This window comes from Micromonospora sp. NPDC001898, assembly GCF_042891255.1.
GTDB lineage: Bacteria > Actinomycetota > Actinomycetes > Mycobacteriales > Micromonosporaceae > Micromonospora.
The window spans coordinates 68,356-91,037 of sequence record NZ_JBIATC010000007.1; the positions used below are offsets into that span (position 1 = coordinate 68,356).

The 22,682-nt window shown below is 69.8% G+C and carries 19 protein-coding genes and 2 pseudogenes; 11 read left to right on the plus strand and 10 right to left on the minus strand.

The genetic code is table 11. The annotated features are described in order from the left end of the window. Positions 1–111: 111 nt before the first annotated feature. The 6 genes from ACFYZF_RS17845 to ACFYZF_RS17870 all read right to left on the minus strand — a co-directional run bounded on the left by ACFYZF_RS17845 (position 112) and on the right by ACFYZF_RS17870 (position 9,672). The gene (locus ACFYZF_RS17845) at positions 112–2,979 is read right to left on the minus strand and encodes a discoidin domain-containing protein (RefSeq protein WP_387021742.1); all 2,868 of its coding nucleotides are present in this window, start codon (positions 2,977–2,979) and stop codon (positions 112–114) included. 20 nt (positions 2,980–2,999) lie between these two features. Next, complete coding sequence (locus ACFYZF_RS17850) at positions 3,000–4,649, minus strand: glycoside hydrolase family 13 protein (RefSeq protein WP_387021745.1); 1,650 nt, start codon at positions 4,647–4,649, stop codon at positions 3,000–3,002. Positions 4,650–4,856: 207 nt separating this feature from the next. Next, positions 4,857–5,744, minus strand: a complete 888-nt coding sequence (locus tag ACFYZF_RS17855; protein WP_387021748.1) for a carbohydrate ABC transporter permease — start codon at positions 5,742–5,744, stop codon at positions 4,857–4,859. 14 nt (positions 5,745–5,758) lie between these two features. Then, positions 5,759–6,715: a carbohydrate ABC transporter permease gene (locus ACFYZF_RS17860; RefSeq protein WP_387021751.1), complete on the minus strand. Its 957-nt coding sequence runs from the start codon at positions 6,713–6,715 to the stop codon at positions 5,759–5,761. A gap of 82 nt (positions 6,716–6,797) precedes the next feature. Next, positions 6,798–8,177, minus strand: a complete 1,380-nt coding sequence (locus ACFYZF_RS17865; protein ID WP_387021754.1) for an ABC transporter substrate-binding protein — start codon at positions 8,175–8,177, stop codon at positions 6,798–6,800. Positions 8,178–8,670: 493 nt separating this feature from the next. After that, entirely contained in the window at positions 8,671–9,672 is a 1,002-nt protein-coding gene (locus ACFYZF_RS17870; protein ID WP_387021757.1) for a LacI family DNA-binding transcriptional regulator, read from the minus strand. A 146-nt stretch (positions 9,673–9,818) separates the two neighbouring features. Here ACFYZF_RS17870 and ACFYZF_RS17875 point away from each other — a divergent pair, with 146 nt between their 5' ends. From ACFYZF_RS17875 to ACFYZF_RS17885, 3 genes are all read left to right on the plus strand, one after another. Further along, positions 9,819–10,022, plus strand: coding sequence for a hypothetical protein (locus ACFYZF_RS17875; RefSeq protein ID WP_387021760.1), 204 nt, complete (start codon positions 9,819–9,821; stop codon positions 10,020–10,022). 204 nt (positions 10,023–10,226) lie between these two features. Next, the gene (gene rsgA, locus ACFYZF_RS17880) at positions 10,227–11,327 is read left to right on the plus strand and encodes a ribosome small subunit-dependent GTPase A (RefSeq protein ID WP_387021763.1); all 1,101 of its coding nucleotides are present in this window, start codon (positions 10,227–10,229) and stop codon (positions 11,325–11,327) included. Beyond that, a complete protein-coding gene (locus ACFYZF_RS17885) occupies positions 11,324–11,929 on the plus strand; it encodes a GNAT family N-acetyltransferase (protein ID WP_387021766.1) in 606 nt (201 codons plus the stop codon). The genes rsgA and ACFYZF_RS17885 overlap by 4 nt, the downstream gene beginning before the upstream one ends. 279 nt (positions 11,930–12,208) lie before the next feature. Here the strand turns inward: ACFYZF_RS17885 and ACFYZF_RS17890 are convergent. The 3 genes and pseudogenes from ACFYZF_RS17890 to ACFYZF_RS17900 form a co-directional block, all read right to left on the minus strand. Beyond that, positions 12,209–12,268: pseudogene (locus ACFYZF_RS17890) on the minus strand (DDE endonuclease); the annotation flags it as partial. Positions 12,269–12,526: 258 nt separating this feature from the next. Further along, the gene (locus ACFYZF_RS17895; protein WP_387021768.1) at positions 12,527–12,937 is read right to left on the minus strand and encodes a hypothetical protein; all 411 of its coding nucleotides are present in this window, start codon (positions 12,935–12,937) and stop codon (positions 12,527–12,529) included. 220 nt (positions 12,938–13,157) lie between these two features. Further along, a complete protein-coding gene (locus ACFYZF_RS17900; RefSeq protein WP_387021771.1) occupies positions 13,158–13,664 on the minus strand; it encodes a hypothetical protein in 507 nt (168 codons plus the stop codon). A 446-nt stretch (positions 13,665–14,110) separates the two neighbouring features. On the opposite strand from ACFYZF_RS17900, the gene ACFYZF_RS17905 reads away from it, so the two are divergent. The 4 genes and pseudogenes from ACFYZF_RS17905 (at position 14,111) to ACFYZF_RS17920 (ending at position 17,989) form a co-directional block, all read left to right on the plus strand. Next, positions 14,111–15,178 (plus strand): N-acetylmuramoyl-L-alanine amidase, encoded by a 1,068-nt coding sequence (locus ACFYZF_RS17905; protein WP_387021774.1) that lies wholly within the window; start codon positions 14,111–14,113, stop codon positions 15,176–15,178. A 275-nt stretch (positions 15,179–15,453) separates the two neighbouring features. Next, positions 15,454–15,714 carry a hypothetical protein gene (locus ACFYZF_RS17910; protein WP_387021777.1) on the plus strand — a complete coding sequence of 87 codons (261 nt, stop codon included), beginning with the start codon at positions 15,454–15,456 and terminating at the stop codon, positions 15,712–15,714. 171 nt (positions 15,715–15,885) lie between these two features. Beyond that, positions 15,886–16,314, plus strand: a pseudogene (locus ACFYZF_RS17915) (transposase); the annotation flags it as partial. Between the two features lie 322 nt (positions 16,315–16,636). Beyond that, on the plus strand, positions 16,637–17,989 hold the full coding sequence (locus ACFYZF_RS17920) for a phytase (protein WP_387021780.1): 1,353 nt from the start codon (positions 16,637–16,639) through the stop codon (positions 17,987–17,989). Positions 17,990–18,045: 56 nt separating this feature from the next. On the opposite strand, the gene ACFYZF_RS17925 is transcribed toward ACFYZF_RS17920, so the two are convergent. Next, on the minus strand, positions 18,046–18,786 hold the full coding sequence (locus tag ACFYZF_RS17925) for a GntR family transcriptional regulator (protein ID WP_387021783.1): 741 nt from the start codon (positions 18,784–18,786) through the stop codon (positions 18,046–18,048). A gap of 170 nt (positions 18,787–18,956) precedes the next feature. On the opposite strand from ACFYZF_RS17925, the gene ACFYZF_RS17930 reads away from it, so the two are divergent. Genes ACFYZF_RS17930 through ACFYZF_RS17945 form a run of 4 tightly spaced genes read left to right on the plus strand, consistent with a single transcriptional unit; the run spans position 18,957 to position 22,678 of the window. Then, positions 18,957–20,000 (plus strand): Gfo/Idh/MocA family oxidoreductase, encoded by a 1,044-nt coding sequence (locus ACFYZF_RS17930; protein WP_387021786.1) that lies wholly within the window; start codon positions 18,957–18,959, stop codon positions 19,998–20,000. After that, complete coding sequence (locus ACFYZF_RS17935; protein ID WP_387021789.1) at positions 19,997–20,866, plus strand: TIM barrel protein; 870 nt, start codon at positions 19,997–19,999, stop codon at positions 20,864–20,866. Before ACFYZF_RS17930 ends, ACFYZF_RS17935 begins: the two co-directional genes overlap by 4 nt. Further along, positions 20,863–21,816, plus strand: a complete 954-nt coding sequence (iolC, locus tag ACFYZF_RS17940; RefSeq protein WP_387021791.1) for a 5-dehydro-2-deoxygluconokinase — start codon at positions 20,863–20,865, stop codon at positions 21,814–21,816. Before ACFYZF_RS17935 ends, iolC begins: the two co-directional genes overlap by 4 nt. Next, positions 21,809–22,678 carry an aldolase gene (locus ACFYZF_RS17945; protein ID WP_387021794.1) on the plus strand — a complete coding sequence of 290 codons (870 nt, stop codon included), beginning with the start codon at positions 21,809–21,811 and terminating at the stop codon, positions 22,676–22,678. Before iolC ends, ACFYZF_RS17945 begins: the two co-directional genes overlap by 8 nt. Positions 22,679–22,682: the final 4 nt, after the last annotated feature.

A 22,682-nucleotide genomic window follows, 5' to 3' on the forward strand; every position in this document is an offset into this window, starting at 1 on the left:
CTTCTCTCGGGGGTGGTGGTGCCCGCCGCTGGCCGGGGGTGCCGCGGCGGGGTGGGGCTGCCGGGCCGGCCGGGTCGCGGGGACGGCCGACCGGCCCGGAGACTGGCGCCGTCAGGCGGAGTGGACCTCGAACTCGGAGAGCTGCCCGGCCGGCCAGGCGGTGTTGCCGGTGACGGTCACCCGCACGTACCGATGGGTGGCGGCGGGGAAGGTGACGGTCACGGTGTTGCCGCTCGCCGGGTTGAACGCGTAGCCGGCGGAGGGCTTGAGCGTGGTGTACGAGGAACCGTCGGTCGAGCCGAGCACCGCGACCGTCTGGGTGCGGGTCTGCCACGCGGTCGCCGGTGGCAGCTTCAGCACCACCCGGGACACCGACCGGGCTGCGCCCAGGTCGACGGTCAGCGACTGCGGGAAGGCGTTGTTGGCGCTCTCCCAGTACGTGTTGGCGTTGCCGTCGACGGCATTGCCGCCGCCGTACACGTCGGCGTGGCTGGTCTCGCTGACCGGACGCCCCAGCGCCAGGTTCCCGGCGGGCGGCGGGGTGGTGGTGGGCGGCGGCGTGGTGGGCGGGGGCGTGCCGCCGTACACCTCGAACTCGGAGAGCTGGCCCGCCGGCCACCCGGTGTTGCCGGTGAAGGTCAGCCGCAGGAACCGCCGGCTGCCCGCCGGCACGCCGATCGACACGGCGTTGCCGGTCGCCGGGTTGAACGTGTACCCGGCCGAGGAGACGAGGGTCGAGTACGCCGAACCGTCGGTCGAGCCGGCGACCGCGAGGGTCTGGGCCCGGGTCTCCCAGCCGGCCGGCAGCTTCAGCACGACCCGGTCGGTGTTCACCGCCGCGCCGAGGTCGACCGTGAGCGTCTGCGGGAACGCGCCGTTGGCGCTCTCCCAGTAGCTGGCCGGGTTGCCGTCGACGGCGTTGCCGGCGACGTAGTTCTGCGACGTGCTCGACGCGGCCACCGGCCGGCCCTGGGCAAGGTTCCCGCCGGTGGGCGGCGGCGTGGTCGGCGGCGGCGTGGTGGGTGGTGCGGTGGTGGGCGGGGTGGTGGTCGGGGTGCCGGTGGGCGGGGTGGTCGGGCCGTTGCCCCACTGCGGCGTCGGCCACGGCCCGCAGTACGGGGTGGCGGTGTACCAGCCGGAGTTGCCGGCGCCCTGGCTGATCTGGAAGCCGCCGCCCACGCAGTTGTGCATCGGGTTGCTCTGCGCGATACCGGTGGCCCGCACTCCGGTGAACGACACCTGGCTGGGCGCCTGCACCTGGAGCGCGTACGTCCCGGCGCCGTCGATCCGGACGTTGTTGAGGTTGATCCCGCTGGTCTGCCCCTCGATCCAGTGCAGCGCCGCGTAGGAGCTGTCCAGGATGTCGGTGTCGGTGACGTTGACCGTGGCGCCCTGGATCGCCTCGTTGAGCGCGGAGAACCAGATCGCGCCGACGCCGAAGTTCCAGTTGTAGTCGGAGTTGCCGTTGCGGATCAGGGTGTTGCGGGCGATCGTCCAGGTGCCCTTGACCGCCGTGGCGCCCTGCACCCCGGGGTAGCGGTTCGCGACGTGGATGCCGCCGCCGTTGGTCACCGAGTCGGCCGTCACGTTGTCGGTGATCCTGATGTCCCGGCCGCCGTAGCTGACCAGGTGGTTCGCCAGGATCGTGACGCCGATGGTGTTGCGGGTGAAGGAGTTGTTCACGTTCGGCACGCTCTGCGCCCACATCGCGAGGGCGTCGTCGCCGGTGTTGCGGACGAACGTGTTGGTCACCGTCGAGTTGGTGACCCCCCAGTGGAAGTTCACCCCGTCGGCGGTCTGGTCGAGGATCCGGCTGTTGCGGATGGTGAGGTTGTCCATCGGGCCGTCCATCCAGGCCCCGACCTTGGTGTGCTGCATCCAGACGTTGTCCACCACCGAGTCGGTCATCGCGCCGCCCATGGCGTTGACCTGGTCGTCGTCGACCCGCTCCCGGATGTCGCCGATGATCGCGAAGTCGCGCAGGGTGACGTTGCGGCTGGGGCCGCCGGCCTCGTGCGGCCGGATCTCCCCCGTGTACCCGCCGCCGGGGACGTACTTGCCGTAGATGCCGGCCGCGCGCTTGCGGTCGGTGGGGTGCCGGCCGCCGAGCACCGAGTACCACGGGCCCGCGCCCCGCAGGGTCACCCCGTCGACGACGACGTGGTCCCAGAGGGTGAAGGTGCCGGCGGGAATCCAGACCGCCCTGCCCTGGGCCCTGCCGGCGTCGACCGCCGCCTGGAACTTCGTCGTCGAGTCGGTGGCCCCGCTCGCGTCCGCGCCGAAGTCGGTGACCACGTCGAGGACGCCGGCGGGCTTGGTGATCGCCGTGACCAGCTCGAAGTCGGCCAGGTCGATGGTGAAGGTCGGCGACTGGGCGGTCGAGGAGACCTGCAGACGGATCTTCGTGCCCGCAGGGTACGTGGTCCCGAACATCGCCCGGGTCTCGTCGTAGAAGTGGTGCGGGTTGGTGTCGCCCGGATTGTTGTTGAACGGGTATCCACCGTAGTACCAGCCGTACCGGGAGGTCACCGGGACGGCCTTGACCAGGGAGCCGTTGGCCCGCAGGTCGATGCTGGCGTCCCGGCCGGTGCCGGCGGCGTTGTCGGGCAGGCTGTAGCGGAAGGTCACCGCGTTGGCCGGGGCGGTGAGGGTGAACTCGACGTACTCGCCGACCGCGTCGAGGGTGACCGCCTCCCGGCCGGACGCCTCGGACGGCAGTTGGCCGTAGTAGCGGGTCGGGCCGATCCTCGTGCCGGTGTGCGTCGCCTTCTCCGCCTCGTGCTCGACGAACGGGACGGTGGCGCCACGGCCGACGATGTCGAACGGGGACAGCCCGGCGGCGCGGGCCGGGGTCGCGGTGGACAACGAGACGACCGAGACGGCGGTCGCCACGAGCGCGGCGCCGGCGAACGCGGCCAGCACGGCGCGGGCGGGTCTTCCGGTGGGTGCAACGGTGGTGCCGGTGGTGTGGTGGGCCATGCGAGTGGCTCTCCGTTTCGTCAGCAGGCCAGGTCCCCCGTGGAAGGGTCTTTCGCTGCGGCTGGTCCTCCTTCCGATCGGGCGGGCGGCGTGTCGGCGGTGCGCAGCCAGACGGCGGTGTCGGGCGGGAGGAGGTCTCCCTCCAGCGGCCCGCTGGCCAGCAGCCGCGTGTCGTGCGCGGGCAGCGGCACCGGGGCCGCGCCCAGGTTCACCAGGCAGGTGAAGGCGGGACTGCGGGCGAAGGCGAGCACCCCGTCGGGCGCGGCCAGCCAGCGCATCTCCCCGTCGCCGAGGCCCGGTTCGGCGCGGCGGACACCGAGCGCCGCCCGGTACAGCTCCAGCATCGAGTGCGGGTCGTCGGTCTGCGCCCGGACCGTGCGGTCCTTCCACTCGGCGGGCTGGGGCAGCCACGGCGCCCCCGCCGCGCCGTCGGGGCTGAACGCGAACGGCGGCGCGTCGCCGGCCCAGGGCAGCGGCACCCGGCAGCCGTCCCGACCGTGCCCCGAGCGGTCCCACATCGGGTCCTGGCGCAACTCGACCGGGATGTCCTCGACCTCCCACAGGCCCAGTTCCTCGCCCTGGTAGACGTAGACCGCGCCGGGCAGGGCCAGGCTGAGCAGCGCCGCCGCGCGGGCGCGAACGGTGCCCAGCTCCAGGTCGGTGGGGACGCCCTCGCGCTTGGTGGCGAAGCTGAACGTGGTGTCGTCCCGGCCGTACCGGGTCACGTGCCGGGTCACGTCGTGGTTGGAGAGCACCCAGGTGGCGGGGGCGCCGACCGGGGCGTGCGCGGCGAGCGTGTCGTCGACGCACCGGCGCAGCGCCGTCGCGTCCCAGGCACAGCCGAGGAAGTCGAAGTTGAACGCCGAGTGCAGCTCGTCGGGTCGCAGGTAGTTGGCGAACCGCTCCCGGTCCGGCAGCCACACCTCGCCGATCAGCGCCCGGTCGCCCGGGTACCCGTCGGCGACCCGCCGCCAGCTCCGGTAGATGTCGTGCACCGCGTCGAGGTCGACGAAAGGGCTCGGGGCGCCGTCGGTCTCCTCGGGCAGCGCCGGGTCCTTGACCAGCAGTGCGGCCGAGTCGATCCGGATGCCGTCCACCCCCCGGTCGAACCAGAACCGCAGGATGTCCTCGAACTCGGCGCGCACGCGCGGGTGGTCCCAGTTGAGGTCGGGCTGCTCGGGGGCGAACAGGTGCAGGTACCAGTCGCCGGGGGTGCCGTCCGGGTTGGTGGTGCGGGTCCAGGTGTCCCCACCGAACTGGGACACCCAGTCGGTGGGCCGCTGGTCGCCGCCGGGGCCCCGGCCGGGGCGGAACCAGAACAACTCCCGCTCGGGGGCGTCCGGGCCGCCGGCCAGCGCCGCCTGGAACCAGGGGTGCGCGTCGGAGCAGTGGTTGGGCACCACGTCGACGATGATCCGGATGCCCCGCTCGTGCGCTTCGGCGATCAGCGCCTCGGCCTCGGCGAGGCTGCCGAACGTCGGGTCGATGTCCCGGTAGTCGGCGACGTCGTAGCCGGCGTCGGCCATCGGGGAGGGATACCAGGGGCTGAACCAGATGGCGTCGATGCCGAGCCCGGACAGGTGACTCAGCCGGGACCGGATGCCGGCGATGTCGCCGATGCCGTCGCCGTTGCCGTCGGCGAAGCTACGTGGATACACCTGGTAGATCACCGCTCCACGCCACCACGGACAATTGTCTGCTGTGGGCACGGCCACCTGCTTTCTGCGTCGGTACGTCGGCGGATTCGCCGGACCTGGATGTGTGTCGGGCGAACGGTCGTTGTTCGCCGCCGCGGGTCGCGCTGGTGGTGGTACGGCGCGTCGGCCCCTCATCGAGCCCGGCTGAAGGCTGCGATGCTCAGCGTCCGCGCCTTCGGGCTATCCCTTGAGGCTGCCTGTGGTCAGGCCGGACATGATGTTCCGCTGGAAGATCAGAAAGACGACGACGGTCGGGATCGCGGCAATGACCGACGCGGCAATCACGACGTTCATGGGTGTGCCGCCCGAGAAGGCGTAGATGCCGACGCTGACCGTCCGGGTCTCGGGCGACGGCATGACCAGCTTCGGCCAGAGGAAGTCCTTCCAGACCGCCGTCACGGCGAAGATCGAAACTACGCCGAGGATGGGGCGCGACATTGGCAGGATGATCGACCACAGCGTGCGCAGCGGCGTCGCCCCGTCCACGAGGGCCGCCGCCATCAGCTCCTCCGGGATCGAGTCGAAGAACCGTTTCAGCAGGAAGATGTTGAACGCGTTCGCGACGGCGGGCAGCCAGATCGCGAACGGCGAGTCGAGCAGGCTGATGTGCAGGATCGGCAGATCGATCACGGTCACGTACTGCGGAACGATGAGGACCATCGCCGGAATCATCAGCGTCGCCAACATCAGGCCGAGGATCACGTTGCCGAACGCCGGTCGAAGCTTCGACAGGGCGTACGCCGCGGCGGTGTCGAGGACGAGTTGGAAGAGCAGCGCGCCGGCCGCGTAGTAGAACGTGTTGAACAGCAGCTTGGCGAGGTCCAGGTTGTTCCACGCGTCGGCGTAGTTCTGCGGTTGGGGATCCTTCGGGAACAGCGACGGTGGGGTCTGCGCGATCTCCTGGCCGGACTTGAGCGCGCCGGTGACCATCCAGTAGAGCGGCCCGAGGAAGACGAGCGTGAAGCCCACGACGACGACGGTGAGCAGCGTCCAGTAGATGATCCTGCCGCGTCCCCGCCTGAGCTGGGCATGGGAGACGAGGGTCCGGGCCCCTGGGTCCTGTGCCATTTCCTCGCCCCGTCCTAATCCTGTTTCGTGCTCAGCCGCACGTAGACGGCGGAGAAGCCGGCCAGCACCACGAGCATGATCACGCCGAGCGCCGCAGCGCCGTTGAGGTCGTTCTGGAAGAACCCGTGCTGGTAGATGAGGTATGCCACCGAGGTGGCGGAGTCCTCCGCGCCCGTACCGTTCGCGAGGATCAGCGGCTCGATGAAGAACTGCATCGTGGCGACGATCTGCAGCATCGCCAGGAGCCCGAGGATCAGCCGGGTCTGCGGGATCGTGACGTTACGGATCCGCCGCCAGATCCCGGCGCCGTCGAGCTCGGCCGCTTCGTAGAGTTCGCCGGGGATGTTCTGCAGTGCCGCCAGGTAGATCAGTACCGCGCCGCCCATGTTCATCCAGGTCGACGCGAGCACCATCGCCGGCATCGTCATCCCGGAGGACTGCATCCACTGCGAGGTGGGCAGGTGCAGCGCCTTGAGGATCGAGTTGAACAGTCCCGCGTCGCTGGGGTCGTACGCGTAGAACTTGAAGAGGAAGAGCGCCGAGGCCGGCGGCAGCATCACCGGCAGGTAGACCAGGATCCGCAGGTATCCCCTGGCGTGGCGGAACTCGTTGAGCAGGATCGCCACGAAGAACGGCACGGCGTACCCGAGCACGAGCGCGAGAACCGTGAAGAAGAACGTGTTCTTCCAGGCCGTCCAGAAGCTGGGGTCGGCGATGATGCGGTCGTAGTTGTCCCAGCCGACCCAGGTCGTGACGCCGCGCCGGGTGCGCTGGAAGCTCATGACGACGCCACGGATCATCGGGTACCAGGAGAAGAACGCGAAGCAGACCACGGCGCCGAGCAGGAACGCGTGCCCGGTGAGGTTGTCTCGTACCTTGCGGCGGAGGCTCGCGCGCCGCGACCCTGCCGGGTCCGACGAGGCGGGGCGTCCCGGTTCCCTCCTGGTCCTCGGGACGGTGGTGATCGCCAAGGCAACTCCTGCGTGATTCGGTGACCGGACGGTGCGGCGCGGAGGGTGTGGGGGCCGACGTGCCGGCCCCCACACCATCGGATCAGCCCTCGGCGGCGAGGAGCTTGTTGACCTTGCCCTCGGCCGCGGAGAGAAGTGCGTCGATGTTCGCGTTCGGGTTCGTCAGCACACCGGACATCGCGGCGTCGAGCACCGCGTAGATCGCCTGCGCGTTGCGTGGCTCACCCTTGATCGGCACCGGATTCGCCTCGAAGATCGCGAAGTTCGCGGTGTCGACGTTCGCGTTCGCCTTGCGCAGTTCGAGCTCCTGCTTCTGCGCGTCGCTGCCGTTGGCGAAGAGCAGCGGCTGGGGCAGGCCCACCGGGTAGTTCTGCGGCTTGGCCCGGACGTAGTCGAACTGACCCTTGCCCGGCGTCAGCTTCTGGTACGCGATCCACTTCAGACCGGCCTTGACCTGCTCGGCGGATTGGCCCTTCTTGAAGAAGTAGCCCTCGCCACCACCGAGCGTTCCCAACGCCTTCCCGTCCTGGCCGGGCAGCGGGGCCATCGCCCAGTCCTGGAACTTGCCCTGGAACTGGCTGACGATCGCCTGGGTGGCGTCGGGCGCGCCGATGAACATGCCGACCTTGCCCGCGCCGGCGTTGGTCAGCAGGTCGCCCCACTGCAACAGTTGGCGGGCGCCCATGCTGTTGTCGCCGTACCGCATGTCCTTGAGATTCTGCAGGACCTGCTTGCCCGTGGCGTTGTTGAAGTCGGCCTTCTTGCCGTCCGGGGTCAGCACCTGCCCGCCCTGGGAGTAGAGCAGGGAGGTGAAGTGCCAGCCTCCGGTGTTGCCGGCGCTGTACTCCGCGTAGCCGGCGATGCCGTTGCCCAGCGCGGAGATCTTCCTGGCGGCGGCCCGGACCTCGCCCCACGTCTTGGGCGGGTTGTTCACGTCGAGCCCCGCCTGCTGGAACAGGGCCTTGTTGTAGACCAGGCCCATCGAGTAGTTCTTCACCGGGACGGCGTAGAGCTTGCCGCCGTCGCTGAAGACCTCCTTGAGTGCCGGGTCGACGCTGTCCCAGGTCGGGACCGTGTCCTTGTCGGCGAACTCGGTGATGTCCATCGCCTGACCGGAGTCGAGCACCTGCTGGAGATCGGTCATGTACCCGTAGAACACGTCGGTCACGGTGCCGCCGGCGAGGCGGGCGGTGAAGTCCGGCGGGTTGTTGCACTGCTCGCCGACGCTGATGCTCTTGACGACGATGTCGGGGTTCTGCCGCTGGAACTCGGCGACGTCGTCGTTCCAGTTCTTCAACAGCTCTTTCTGGGAGCCGACCGGCTGGCAGTCGACGGTGATGGTCACCTTGCCGCTCGCATCGTTCGCTGCGTCGTCGCTCTTCGTGGAACAGGCCGCGAGGCTGAGCCCCAGGCCGGCCACGAGCGCCAACGCCGCAGCCTTCCGGTACTGCGGTACGGACATCTGTCCATCCCTTCGGGAACGGGTGTCTCCATGAGCTCGCTGAGCTGCGGTGACCGGCACCGGCGGCCCTGCTACTGATCTGTATCGCCAGGCGACCTGTCCCTGCGGCCGGTTCGGTCCGGGCCAGGCTGTGAGTGGAGTCACTGTAGCGAGACGAACTCATTCCGGCAAGGTATCGATCGCTTCATGAAAATAAGCGACTGACGGACGGCAGATGTCGACAGAGCCTGGGAGTTGGCCCGAATGGCAGAGTCTGCCCCTTTTGGCGCTCACGGTGGGGTGGGGGCCACGCTGGACGGTGGAGAGGGCCGCCGGCGGCTCAGGGCCGGCAACGACGAAACGACCGCCGACCGCGAGAAGCGGTCGACGGCCGGAGCGTTGCTCAGCGGCGAGGGAGGCGGCCGGTGGCCGGATGGCCGATCAGTGCCCGGCGCGACAGGTCAGCGGCGGGAACGGCGGCCGGCGGGCGGCCGGCGACGGGGGCGGACCCGGATCAGCGGCGTGGGGCGGGCGCGGTGGAACCGCGCACCACCAGTTCGGGCTCGAACAGCAGCTCGTCGCGCAGGACGCCGACGCCGTCGATCTGGGTGACCAGCAGGTTCACGGCTGCCTGGCCCATCGTCTCGATCGGCTGCCGCACGGTCGTCAGCGGCGGGTCGGTGCAGGTCATGAACGCCGAGTCGTCGAAGCCGACCACCGACACGTCGCCGGGCACCGACAACCCGAGCCGGCGGACCGCGCGGATCGTGCCCAGCGCCAGGACGTCGCTGGCGCAGATGACGCCGGTGACGCCCCGGTCGACCAGCTTGGCGGCGGCGACCCGAGCCCCCTCCATCGAGAAGCTGGACCGCTCCACGCACTCGTCCGGATCTGCCCAGCCGGCGATCCGCGCCAACGCGGCCAACTTGCGCCGCGACGGAACGTGGTCCTCCGGGCCCAGCACGATGCCGATCCGCTCGTGGCCGAGCGACCGCAGGTGCCCGTACGCCTGCTCCACCGCGACCGCGTCGTCCGTGGAGACACGGGGGAAGTCCAGCGCGTCGACGCCCGCGTTCACCAGCACGACCGGGAGCCCCCGGTCGGTCAGTCGGCGGTAGTGGTCGTGCGAGGCGCCGGCGAGCGCGTACGACCCGCCGGCGAAGATGATGCCGGACACCTGGTGGTCGAGCAGCATCTCGACGTAGTCCGACTCGGGCACGCCGCCGATGGTCCGGGCGCACAGCGCCGGGGTGTAGCCGCGCTGGGCCAGCGTCCCGGTGACCACCTCGGCGAGCGCCGGGAAGATCGGGTTCTGCAACTCGGGCAACACCAGCCCGACCAGCCGGGCCCGCTCCCCCCGCAGCTTGGTGGGCCGTTCGTAGCCGAGCACGTCCAGCGCGGTGAGCACGGCGGTGCGGGTGGACTCGGAGACGCCACCGCGACCGTTGAGCACTCGGCTGACCGTCGCCTCGCTGACGCCCGCCTTCCGGGCCACCTCGGTCAGTCGCTTCGTCACGCCGCAATGCTACGTCACACTGCTGCAAAAATTAAACAGCGCGGTGACGCAGGAAGTCATCCACCTGACGTGAATCGACTGGAGACACAACCCGGTCCAGGCACAGCGCCGACCTACGTTTTCACTACCAGTGCGTCGGCTGTGGCTTGTGCACCCGACGTCTGCGCGTCGACCGGTGCCCGACCTGCAACCTCATCAACGCGCGGCAACCCGACCGCGAACCGACCCTGGACGCCTACCACCAGCGCATCAACGACCTGCTGGCCGCAGTACCCGAACCAGCCCGGCTCGTCATCCGCCGCTACGTGCGGTGGGCCGTCACCCGTCCTCTGCAACGCGACATGTGCTAGAGTCACCGCCGCCCCAATCTAGGGGGAAACTGGAAACTCTTGAGGGAGGTGAGGTTGATGACCGTCGCGGTGATGGCTGCTGCCCGCAGCGTCCGGTCCATCCTCACGTCCCGGCCCCTCGCCTGAGCCCTTCCGCCACGTCCGCGACGAATCCGCGGACGCAACGCAGGGCTTCCCAGGGTCCCTTTTCGCAAGGGTTCTACGTTGTTGCCTTCCGATTCTTTTTCTCCTAGACCATCTTCCGGCGGCGGCCTTTCCGCATACGGCTGGGATACAAGGCTCGAACTGTCCTTCACATCGCATCGCGCCGCAGGTCTCATCCCTGCACGCATCATCGGCGTCGATCGTGGCAGGTGTGACGTCATCACCGAGACCGGCCTGCTGCGGGCCGGCACCTCATTGGTGGGCGCATCGGACCCTGTCTCGGCTCCGTGTACCGGCGACTGGGCCGCCCTGCGCTCGGGCCATGAGCCCGAGCTGACCGCTCTGCTGCCACGTCGCAGTGTCATCGTCCGGTCCTCGGCCTCACGCTCCTCGCATGGTCAGGCCCTAGCCGCCAACATCGACACGGCCGCCTTGGTCGTCTCTGTCGAGGTCCCGTTGAACCTGGGCCGCATCGAACGGCTGCTGGCCCTTGCCTGGGAGAGTGGCGCGCTCCCGGTAATCGTGCTGACCAAGGCCGACCAGTCAGCCGACCCCAGCACGGCCACGGCCGAGCTGACCCAACTGGCCCCCGGTGTGGAGATCATCACCACCAGCGCCGCCAATGGTCACGGGCTGGAACTACTGACGGCCGCGCTTACCGGCACGGTTGTACTGCTCGGCCCGTCCGGAGCCGGCAAGTCGACGTTGGGCAACGCACTGCTGGGAACTCAAGTACTGGCGACCGGCGCCGTGCGAGCCCAAGACGGCAAAGGTCGCCACACGACAGTCCGCCGTCAGATGGTCCCGCTGCCAAACGGCGGCGTGCTCATCGATACCCCGGGCCTGCGCGGGATCGGCCTGTTCGACGCTGACGATGGCCTGCAGCAGGTCTTCGCCGAAATCGAGCAGTTCGCTCAGGAGTGTCGGTTCAGCGACTGCGGCCACGACTCCGAACCCGGCTGCGCCGTCCAAGCCGCGATCGCCGCCGGCGAGGTGGGCGAGCGTCGCCTGGACAGCTACCGCAAGCTCCACCGGGAGAACGCCTGGGCCACTTCTCGCAGCGACGCACGGCTACGCGCCCAACGCGAGGATCACAAGAAGGCCATTACCCGATCTCTGCGCGAGACCTACACCTTCCGCGACCAGCAGGGACGGTCGTGAGCCAGCCGGCCGCAGAACACGATGTTTCTCGGCCCGAACCTCACTGCACCGCCGACGTTTCCATCCCGAAGAACGCCGAAGGAATATCCAACATGTCCCATAGCTGGACTACTCGACCCGAAACCGACCAGGACATCATCGCGATCCGCGAGGTCACCCTCGACGCCTTCCCCACACCGCTGGAAGCCGACCTGGTTGAGGCGCTGCGCACCGACCCAGCGTGGCTACCCGAGCTGTCCATCGTGGCCGAAGGTGCCGACGGTACCGTCGGCGGATACGCACTATTCACCCGCTGCCACGTCGGCGACGCCCCGGCCCTGGCACTCGGCCCCTGCGCCGTCCTGTCCCGTTACCAGAAGCAGGGCGCGGGCTCAGCCGCGATCCGGGCCGGTCTGAAGGTCGCCCGCACCATGGGCGAAAACCTCGTCCTCGTACTCGGCCACGCCGAATACTACCCACGGTTCGGGTTCAGCCGGGCCTCCGCCTACGGGATCCGCCCGTCTTTCGAGGTGCCCGATGAGGCCATGATGGCGCTCGTATTCGACAACGCCCTCCCGGTCCCGAGCGGCACCATCATCTACCCGGCGCCATTCGGCGTCTAATCCATCCGGGGCTGTTCGGGGCGCTACACAAAACTCGTCCCGAACAGCCCCCGCAACAGCGGTTGAGTCGGCCTGGGGCGTGGTGTCGGGATACGCCCGGCCCGTTTCCCCAGGCCGCTCGTCCCCGTGCGATCGGGGTGCTTGGCGTTCCCGGCGGATGATGAACCAGGTCCCCGGCCGGGAGTTCCCACAACTCGTCGTGATCGAGGCCGGTGAGGCGAGGTTGCCGATGCTGCGTTTGACGTGGGACCAGACGCCCTCGGTGGGGTTGAGGTCCGGAGGGTAGGCGGGCAGCCGGATCACGGTCGGCCAGTCCCGGCCGGCGATCATCTGCCGCATCGCTGCGCTGATGTGGGTGTTGAGATTGTCCCAGAGCGGCACGATCGGACCGCCAAGCTGCTGGTGGGCGGCGTCGAGCAGGGATGTAGCCGGCTTCGGCGGAACTGCGCCGCTCACCCCTACGGCCGCGATGGGTGATGGTGCGGTAGATCAACCGAGGACGGTGGCCGGGCTTGTAGCAGGTCAGACCCGCAATGGAGGTCCGACCGGAGCCCTTGCCGGACACCGGCACGACCGGGGTGCGACCGTCCCCCACCTTCACCCGGGTCCCACGGCCTCGGCATACCACGTGACGATTGCGGCCATCAGCTTGTCGACAGAGTAATCGGTCTTTGTGCGTACACCGTCCGGGCTGAGGAATATGGCCTTGAAAGGCCACGGCCCCTCCATGTGACCCACATGCTCCTCTGTGTCGTCGGTCAGTACGGCCGCGCGCCCGTCATCCAGGGTCACCACCCAGTAGGCACCGCCGTCCTCGTGGTCGTGATACATGTGTATCCGGGCCGGATCGACGCCCGCCGCCAACAGCGTGCCGATGACGTCGTATCGATTTGCGGTGCGATCGGGATGCGGCATCTCCCTCCACTCCACCCGGCTCGCGATGAGCGGCACCTGGCCGGGCCGGGTGAAGCCCGGCTCGGGGCGGTCGGCGGGGTCTCCCGCATGCATGTCGACGTGACCTCCTTCGTGACGGTTCCGGCGGTGCCCGACGATGCTGCCACTTCGAAAGTCGAGCAGTCCCACGTTCCGTGGGACTGCGGTGGCAGCTCGGCGAGTCCGGCGGCGGTCCTGTTCGGCTCGCGGCCGGCGAGAGGCCGGCAAGGGCGCGCTCACGCACTGGTACGGACGGACGCGGGACGGCAGCGGTTCGACCGTCCCGCGCCGCACCTCACGCGTTGCGGCGGTACACCTCGATGTACGCCGCAGACCGGTACTGTTGCTTCACATCCTCGGCCAGGACGCCGATCCGCAGCGGACCGGTGCCGGTCTTCGAGCTGACGCTCGTCTGCGCCGGGTCCAGAACGCCGGTGGGCAGGGTCACGGGCTGCTCCACCACCGCGGAGTGGTACGCCTCCGTGCCCCCCAGCCACCAGACCAGGACGTCGCGGGCCGCGACGTTCCGCGCGTTGTCGATCCGCCCGAGTGTCTGGTACTCGTCGGCCAGCACGCGGGGCAGGAACCGGCCCCACACGGTGTACCTGTGCGGACCGAAGGTGCCCAACGAGTAGCCGTGGCAGAAGAACCTGTCGTCGCCGACGACGTTGGGCCCCGGCCGCCACGCCTCCACGCGGGCGCCGAGATCCGTGCGTACGGACAGGTTCAGCCCGCTGACGTTGTTCGCCAGCGCGTTCTGGTTGAGGATCTGGTCGCCATTGGTCAGGTCGAACGGCTGCATGGGACTCCTCAGTCGCAGGTCCGGGAGATGTGGGTGCGGTTCGACCCTCAACCATTCGGTCACCCACGGCAAGCATGCGGTCACCAAGCCGACCGGGGCCGCTTCCACCGCCCAGCGGCACGCCGCCGCACGGGACCGGAGGAAACACGAACGCGGTGAGCACCCCGGGGGGGGCAGGGCCGGGAGGTGCCGGGACCAGCCTCCCGGCGCGTAGGAATCTTCCAAGATCAGGATAATTTCATGTAAACATTCTTCACTCAGGCATCGATGCTCGTTACGATCTCGCCAGGAACGTCTTCTGGATCAAGCCAGGCGGACGCATACCCGACCCGCCGGCGACGGCGGCAACGGGTGGGCGGAGACGCCGGTCGGGGCCGAGCACATCGTCGGCCGTGATGTGAGGTCCAGCCCGCCACCCCACCCCACTCCGTAGTCGAGAGGCGTCAATGTCCAGTTTTGGTAACTCCGCCGTGCGACGCCGCACCCTCCTCGCCACCGCGGCGGGCGTACTGGCCGCACCCCTGCTCGCCGGTCGCGCGCAGGCCGCCCTTCCCCGCGTCTACATCGACCCGGGCCACGGCGGCACCGACGCCGGCGCGGTCGGCAACGGCCTGCAGGAGAAGAACCTCACCCTCGCCATCTCGCTCCAGGTGCGCGACATCCTGCTGGCCAACTACAGCGTCGACGTGCGGATGTCCCGCACGACCGACCTCACCCGCAGCCTCGCCTACCGCACGGACGACGCCAACGCCTGGGGCGCGAACATCTTCGTGAGCATCCACATCAATTCCGGCGGCGGCACCGGCTTTGAGAGCTACCGCTATCCCACCGGGGGTTCGGGGGCCCTCGGCCTGCACAACGCCCTCCACCCGCGGATCATCGCCGGCATGCGGTCGATCGGATCGGTGACCGACCGGGGGCAGAAGACCGCCAACTTCCACGTTCTTCGCGAGACCGCCATGCCGGCGGTCCTGACCGAGAACCTGTTCATCGACTCGGTCGCCGACACGAACCTGCTCAAGCGCGCCGACTTCATCACCGCCGTCGCGCGCGCGCACGCCCAGGGCATCGCTGCCTACCTGGGCCTGGCTACCACCCCGCCGTCGTTCAGCACCATCGTGGACAACGCCACCGCGGGCCGCTTCACCGCGAGCACCAACTGGTCCTCCTCGGCCTACTCGGCGCAGCGCTACGGCACCGAGTACCGCTTCGCCAACCCGGTGCTCGAAAGTGACGCGGCCTGGTTCAAGGTGAACATCCCGGCGGCTGGCAACCACCGGGTCGATGTGTGGTACCCGGCCGACGCCGGCTACAACAGCTCGGCGCCGCACGTCGTGGTCACCGCCGCGGGCAACCAGACGGTGAACGTGGACCAGCGCACCGGCGGCGGGGCGTGGCGTTCGATCGGCACCTTCAACCTTGCCGCCGGCGACCGCAATCTGGTCGGCGTGAGCCGCTGGACCAACGCCGCCGGATACGTGATCGCCGACGCGGTACGGGTCACCCGGGTCTGAGCTGACCGGGGCGTTCCTGACGTCCGGACCGGCGGGCACGAACCCGCCGGTCCGGCGACGGAGCTGAGGGCCGCCGGTTGTAGGCCCCAACCTCACCCGACTCGGACTCATTGACCTAGGCCACGACCTGGCTAGGGCCGCGCGACAGGCCGGCAGGGACGGCGGTATCCGCCGGGTGTTGGTGGGTCCGGGCTGTCCGGATGGTGGATCATCAATCGGTGGCCGTGGATCTATGATGGTCGGGCAGGTTCGTCACCACGCCGGAAGGACTCGCCATGCCCCAACCGCTCCGCCGCCGGCTCGCCCGCCTCGCGGTTGTCGCCGCCGCCGCGGCAGCCGTCAGCTTCACCGTCCAGCCGGCCCCGGCCGCCGCCGTGCAATTCGACTGGAACGGCTATTTCGTGACCTACGACGAGTGCGAGCTCCACCGCATCGAGGCCAGCTACTGGGGTGAGGTGAGCAGCAACTGCGAATACCGCACCCTGCCCAACAGCGAATACAACGGCTGGTACTTCCGGGCTTGGCTCCCGGGGTAAGACCGCCGGGCGACCGGATCAGGTGGCGGCAGCGTACGCCGGGCTCACGCGTCCCGCCCTGCCGCCACCGAGGTCACCGATCGCAGCCGGTACGCCGACCGGCGGGCCACCGCGCCGCAGGGCGGTGCGGGTTGGCGCCCGCGGTCCCGCCGGGGTCAGCCGAGGGTGGCGAAGGCGAGGGAGAAGGCCGGTCGCCGGGAGGATCCGAGCGCGGTCGTGTTGGACACCCAGTCGATCCGGGCGGCGAACCATGTCCCGGCCGCGACGACCGGCAAGGACGCGGCGAAGAAGGTGCCGGGGCGTAAGCGGGGCCCGGCCGTGGACGCACTGGGGCTGATCATCGCGGTCGTGGTGACCGCGGCGTCGGTCACCGACAACGCCATCGGCATCCGGCTGCTCGACAAGGCCATCGCGCACACCCCGGCGGTGACCCGCGCCTGGGTCGACGCCGGGCTCAAGCAGGACGTGGCGCTACACGGCACCGTGTTGGGCGTCGACGTCGAGATCGTCAAACGATCCGACGTCAGGCCAGGGTCCGTCCCGGTCCACAGACGGTGGATCGTGGAGCACTCGTGGTCACGGACCCGCCGTCGGCGCCGGAGCAGCCACCCGGAGGTGCGCAAGCCGACGAGGCACGACGGCTGACCATCGTCGCCTCGCGGTGCAGGTCAGCTCGGCCTGCCCACCCCGAACGCCTTTTCCTTCCTGCCCCCGGCCCCGCTCCGACTGCGCCCCGGGCCCAGGAACGCGCCCGGCGACCGTCGACCCGTCGTCGTTTCACCAGCGTGCGGGGCAGGTGAGCGCGCTGCCGCCCGCATCATGCACGCCAATATGTCGTGACTATTGTTTGTAAGGACATACTGTTGTAACGTCCGTGATCGCAAGGTTCTCCCCCATCCCCGTCCCACGTCCGGGAGGCACAATGCGCTTCAAACCCGACCGCCGTCTGCTGACGGCGGCCTCGTTCTGCCTGACAGCGGTAGTTGTCGTGGCGTCGACCTCGACGCCGGCCGCCGCCATGGCCGTTCCGACCGTCAAGGCGGAACTCGAGACGCCCACACTGTTCGACGATGCCGCAGGCGGCAACGCCAATGCAGACGATCCTGCGATCTGGGTGCATCCGACCAACTCGGCCAAGAGCCTGGTGGTGGGGACCGCCAAGGAAGGCGGCCTGCGGGTCTACAACCTGTCCGGTGGGCTGGTGCAGAGCATCGCGGCGCCGGCAGCTCCGGGGCCGGACGACGAGCCCGGCCGATTCAACAACGTGGACCTGCTGTACGGGGTCCGGGTCGGCGGCGCCACTGTCGACCTCGCCGTGACGACCGACCGTGGCCGTGACACGCTGCGGGTCTACCGGATCAACCCGGCCGGTGGCAGCACGGCGCTCACCGATGTGACGAGCGCGGCGGCTCCGCTGGTGTTCTCCGCGGACGCGGGAGAGGTCAACGACGGGCGCACGGCCTACGGGCTGGCGACGTGGAAGGACCGCGCGACCGGGCGCAACTACGCGCTGGTGAGCCAACGGCACGAGACCAGCGTGGCGCTTCTGGAGCTCACCGTCACCCCGGCCGGGACCGTCACCTACCACAAGGTTCGCAGCCTCACCCTGCCGCAGAGCTTCGCGCTGCCCAACGGCACCACCTGGACGCCGTGCGACGACCCTGGCGACCTGCCGCAGGTCGAGGGCATGGTGGTCGACGCCACCAGCGGTGTGCTCTACGCCGGTCAGGAGGACGTCGGTATCTGGAAGGTGTCGGCAACCCTGACCGGGACTCCGGTCCTGATGGACAAGGTGAAGGAGTTCGGCCTCCCGCTCGCCTACGACCCGGTGACCGAGGAGTGCTACCAGTCCGGCCCCGATCCCGGCTACGGTGGCACGCACATCACGGCCGACGTCGAGGGCCTGACCATCTACTACCGGGCCAACGGCAAGGGCTACCTGTTGGCGTCGAGTCAGGGCGACAACAGCTTCGTGGTGTACCAGCGCTCCGGCGCCAACACCTTCCTCGGCTCGTTCCGGATCGGGCCGCACTCCGACCCCACCCACCCGGACGGCTCGGAAGAGTGCGACGGGGCGATGGTGATGAACGTGCCGCTCGGTGACCAGTTCGACGAGGGTCTGTTCGTCGTTCAGGACGGCTTCGACGGCCCTGAGGTGCTCGACGGCAATGGCGAGCCGCGCACCACGACGAACTTCAAGTTCGTCGAGTGGGACGACATCGCCGATGATCTCGATCTGGCTGTCGACCCGACCGGCTGGACTCCCCGAAGCTGAACACACCGTCGCCCGGTCCCGCGTCGCGGGGCCGGGCGACGGCGCGTGCGTCACGATCAGCGCTCGACGAGTGCGATCTCGAAGGTGTACAGCGTCGCCCGATAGACGTGCGAGCCGTATTCGACGGCACGGCCGTTGTCGTCGTAGGTCGTGCGGGTCATCGTCAGCAGTGGTGCGCCACGCCGTTCGTGCAGCAGCTTCGCCTCCGCGAGGGTCGCGGCGCGCGCGCCGATGCGCTGGTTGGCGACCCGCATGTGGACGGCGGCGGCGCGCAGCATCTCGTAGAGGCCACGCTGCTCCAGCCGTTCGACGGTGAGGTCGGTCAGCCCGTCCGGCAGCCAGTTGTGCATGATCGCCAGGGGCTCGCCCTGCGCGCACCGCAGCCGCTGCAGGTGCACCACCTCGGCGCCCGGTGGGACTCGCAGGGCGAAGGCAACGTCGTCCTCGGCCGGAACACGAGCCATCTTGAGCACGGTGGTGGTGGGTCGCTTGCTGGCCATCGCCAGGTCGTCGTAGAGACTCGACAACTCCACCGACCGCTTCACCATGCTGTGCACCACCTGCGTGCCGACCCCACGCTTGCGCACCAGCAGCCCCTTGTCGACGAGGTGCTGGATGGCCTGCCGCAATGTCGGGCGGGACAAACCCATCTGATCGGCCAGCTGGATCTCGTTGTCCAGCCGGTGGCCGGCGGGCAGGGTGCCGGCGTCGATCATCGCCTCTATCTGCTGGGCGACCTGGAAGTACAACGGGACCGGACTCGTCCGGTCGAGCGTGATCGACAGAGAAGTGGTCAATGGTTCCTCACGCTTCGTCGCAGACCCTGGCTTGACACCAACAAGTTAGCAGACATCAGAATGTCCTGACAAAGTCTTGACTTCGGTGTGTGACGGGGACTACGAATCATGGCATGCATCGTGCTGGCGCCTGCCGCCACCGATGTTCGACACGTGGGAGGTATTCGTTCATGCGCATTGGACTGCTCGGCGTCGGACGCATCGGTGCGACACACGCCCAGTTGCTCGCGAGTCACCCCGAGGTGACCGAGCTCGTGCTCGGCGACGTCATGCCCGAGCGCGCTCGTGACGTGGCCGAGCGCCTTGGCGTACGCGCTGCCGGTCCGATCGACGAGGTGTTCGCCACGCCCCTCGACGGCATCGTCGTCGCCACGCCCACGGCCACGCACGCCGACCTGATCGAGCGCGGGGTCGACGCCGGGCTGACCGTGTTCTGCGAGAAGCCGGTCGCGGCCGATCTGGCCCGAACGGTCGAGGTCGCCCAGCGGGTGGCGGCGGCCGACGGCCGGGTGCAGGTGGGGTTCCAGCGCCGCTTCGACGCGGGTTACCGAGCGGCCAGGGAGGCGCTGCGCAGCGGCGCGATCGGCACCCTGCACCGCCTGCATCTGCTCACCGCCGATCCGGCGCCTCCGCCGGCCGAGTACATCCCCCTGTCCGGCGGGATCTTCCGCGACTGCCACATCCACGACTTCGACATCGCCCGCTGGCTGACCGGCCAGGAGGTCGTCGAGGTCTACGCCACCGGCGCGAACCGGGGTGCCAGCTTCTTCGCCGAGGCGAGCGACGTCGACACTTCCGTCGCCATTCTGACGTTCGCCGACGGCACCCTGGCGACCCTGCAGGGCTCGCGGTACAACGGCGGCGGTTACGACGTACGGGCCGAACTCGCCGGCACCGAGTCGACCTTCGTCGTCGGTCTTGACGACCGGGCGCCGCTGCGCTCGGCCGAACCGGGCGTCAGCTATCCCAGCGGTGAGCCGTGGCCGGACTTCTGGCAGCGCTTCGGCGCGTCCTACATCGCGGAGATGAACGCGTTCCTCGACTATGTGGCCGGGCGGCGTAGCAGCGCATGCACGGTTGCCGAGGCGCTCGAGGCGCTCTACATCGCCGAGGCCGCCGACCGCTCGCGGCGTGAGCGCCGGCCCGTGCGGGTCGAGGAGATCCGCGCCAGCGGCTCCGCGAACGGGCTCGAGCGCTCGGCGGTGCTGGCATGACGCGGCGACTGGCGGGCGCGCCCATCTCCTGGGGCGTGTGTGAGGTGCCCGGCTGGGGCCACCAGCTGGACGTGGACCGGGTGTTGGCGGAGATGGCGGCCCTCGGGTTGACGGCCAGCGAGTTCGGCCCGGACGGGTTCCTGCCCGCAGACGGCGCGGCCCGCCAGGAGACGCTGCGACGGCACGGCCTGCGGGCCGTCGGTGGGTTCGTGCCGGTGGTGCTGCATGGATCGACCCAGGATCCGGTGTCAGAGGTCGCCGCCGCCCTGCGGCAGTTCCGGGCGGCGGACGCCGGTGTCCTCGTCCTCGCCGCGGCGACCGGCCTCGACGGATACGACTCCCGCCCGGAGCTCGACGCCGACGGCTGGCGGACCCTGCTGTCGAACCTCGACCTGCTGGATCGGGTGGCCGCCGACGCCGGCGTGACCGCCACGCTGCACCCGCACGTGGGCACCATGATCGAGAAACCGGAGGAGATCGAGCGGCTGCTCGACGGCTCCGGCATCGGGCTCTGCCTGGACACCGGCCACGTGCTGGCCGGCGGCGGCGATCCGGTGCGGCTGGCCGGCCAGGCCGCGGAGCGGGTGAAACACGTGCACCTCAAGGACGTCGACGCGGGGCAGGCCCAGCGGGTCCGCGCCGGTGCGGTGAGCTACCGCGACGCGGTCGCGCAGGGCCTCTACCGCCCGCTCGGCCAGGGTGACGTGGACATCGCCGCCATCGTCGCCTCGCTGGAGGAGGCCGCCTACGCCGGCTGGTACGTACTGGAGCAGGACCTCGTCCTGGACCGGGAACCGCCGCCCGGGGCCGGACCGGTCACCGAGGTCGCCGCCTGCCTGGCCTATCTGCGGGGGCTGCCGTCGTGACCGACTTCGACCTCATCACCGTCGGTAGGTGCGGCGTCGACCTCTACCCGCTGCGGTCCGGTGTCCCACTGTCCGAGGTGGACACCTTCGGTCGGTTCCTCGGCGGGTCGCCGACCAACGTAGCGGTCGCCGCCGCCCGACTGGGACGGCACGCCGCGGTGGTGACGCGCACCGGAGACGACCCGTTCGGCGATTTCGTGCGGGCCGCGCTCAAGGAATACGGGGTCGACGACCGGTTCGTCCGGTCGGTGCCGCTCCTCAAAACGCCGCTCACCTTCTGTGAGATCTTCCCGCCGGACAACTTCCCGCTGTACTTCTACCGCGAACCCAAGGCTCCCGATCTGGAGATCGCCGCGCAGGAGTTGGACCTGGACGCGCTCGGCGCGGCGCGGATCGTCTGGCTCACCGGCACCGGCCTGTGTGCCGAGCCCAGCCGTGCCGCGCTGCACGCGGTGCTCGCCCATCGCCGCGGACCGACCGTGCTGGACCTGGACTACCGGCCGATGTTCTGGTCCTCGGCCGCGGAGGCCACCGGGCACTACCGGGCCGCGCTCGCCAGCGGGGCGGTGAGCGTAGCTGTCGGCAACCGTGAGGAGTGCGCCGTGGCCACCGGTGAAGACGATCCGGAGCGGGCCGCGCAGGCGCTGCTCGACTTCGGTGTCGCCCTGGCCGTGGTGAAGCTCGGACCGGAGGGAGTGCTCGGCTGCACGGCCGACGGCCAGCGGGTACGGGTGCCACCCACCCCGGTCGAGGTGGTCAACGGCCTGGGCGCCGGCGACGCGTTCGGCGGCGCGCTCTGCCACGGCATGCTCGCCGGCTGGCCGCTGCGTCACACCCTGCGGTACGCCAGCACGGCGGGCGCCATCGTCGCCTCCCGGCTGGCCTGCTCCGCTGCCATGCCCACTGCCGACGAGGTGTCGGCCCTGCTCGGGGAGAATCCGGATGTCTGATGCCAGTGCCCAGATCGGTGACCTGGTCCGGCGCCGCGCCAGCCGGCCCGCGGTGGTCGCGGAGTCCGCACAGGCCCGGCGGCGGCTGGCCGACTGGGGCGACCAGCGGCTCATGATCATCGCCGCCGACCACCCTGCCCGCGGCACGATCGGGGTGCGGGACCGGGCCAACGCGATGGCCAGCCGGGCCGACCTGCTCGACCGGCTCTGCGTAGCGCTTACCCGCCCCGGCGTGCACGGTGTACTCGCCACCGCCGACATCGTCGAGGACCTCATGCTCCTCGGCGTCCTGCACGACAAGCTCGTCATCGGATCGATGAACCGTGGCGGCATCACCGGCTCGGCGTTCGAGCTGGACGACAGGTTCACCGGCTACGACGCCGAGACGATCGCCGCGATGAACTTCGACGGAGGCAAGATGCTGTGCCGCATCGACCTCGATGACCGCGGCACGGTCAACACCCTGGAGGCGTGCGGCCGTGCGGTGACGGCGCTGGCCGGACGCGGCCTGATGGCGATGGTCGAGCCGCTGCCGGTGAGCCGGGTCGACGGCCGGACGCAGCTCGACCAGCGCCCCGAGGCGCTCATCCGGGCGATCAGCATCGGCCAGGCGCTCGGCGCGACCTCGGCGTACACCTGGTTGAAGATCCCGGTCGTCGAGGAGATGGACCGGGTCCTCGATGCCACCACGCTGCCCGTGCTGCTGCTCGGCGGTGAGGCGCCGCCCGAACAGGCCTACGCCGGTTGGCAGAAGGCGCTGGAACTGCCCGGCGTGCGCGGACTGGTGGCCGGACGAGCGCTGCTCTACCCGGCCGACGACGATGTGGCGGCCGCCGTCGACGCGGCCACCGCCCTGCTGTGAAGGC

Coding starts and splice junctions, on each gene's coding strand:
- ACFYZF_RS17845 (WP_387021742.1), bottom strand. CDS start 2,979: ATGGCCCACCACACCACCGGCACCACCGTTGCACCCACCGGAAGACCC.
- ACFYZF_RS17855 (WP_387021748.1), bottom strand. CDS start 5,744: ATGGCACAGGACCCAGGGGCCCGGACCCTCGTCTCCCATGCCCAGCTC.
- ACFYZF_RS17865 (WP_387021754.1), bottom strand. CDS start 8,177: ATGTCCGTACCGCAGTACCGGAAGGCTGCGGCGTTGGCGCTCGTGGCC.
- ACFYZF_RS17895 (WP_387021768.1), bottom strand. CDS start 12,937: ATGCATGCGGGAGACCCCGCCGACCGCCCCGAGCCGGGCTTCACCCGG.
- ACFYZF_RS17900 (WP_387021771.1), bottom strand. CDS start 13,664: ATGCAGCCGTTCGACCTGACCAATGGCGACCAGATCCTCAACCAGAAC.
- ACFYZF_RS17905 (WP_387021774.1), top strand. CDS start 14,111: ATGTCCAGTTTTGGTAACTCCGCCGTGCGACGCCGCACCCTCCTCGCC.
- ACFYZF_RS17910 (WP_387021777.1), top strand. CDS start 15,454: ATGCCCCAACCGCTCCGCCGCCGGCTCGCCCGCCTCGCGGTTGTCGCC.
- ACFYZF_RS17920 (WP_387021780.1), top strand. CDS start 16,637: ATGCGCTTCAAACCCGACCGCCGTCTGCTGACGGCGGCCTCGTTCTGC.
- ACFYZF_RS17930 (WP_387021786.1), top strand. CDS start 18,957: ATGCGCATTGGACTGCTCGGCGTCGGACGCATCGGTGCGACACACGCC.
- ACFYZF_RS17935 (WP_387021789.1), top strand. CDS start 19,997: ATGACGCGGCGACTGGCGGGCGCGCCCATCTCCTGGGGCGTGTGTGAG.
- ACFYZF_RS17945 (WP_387021794.1), top strand. CDS start 21,809: ATGTCTGATGCCAGTGCCCAGATCGGTGACCTGGTCCGGCGCCGCGCC.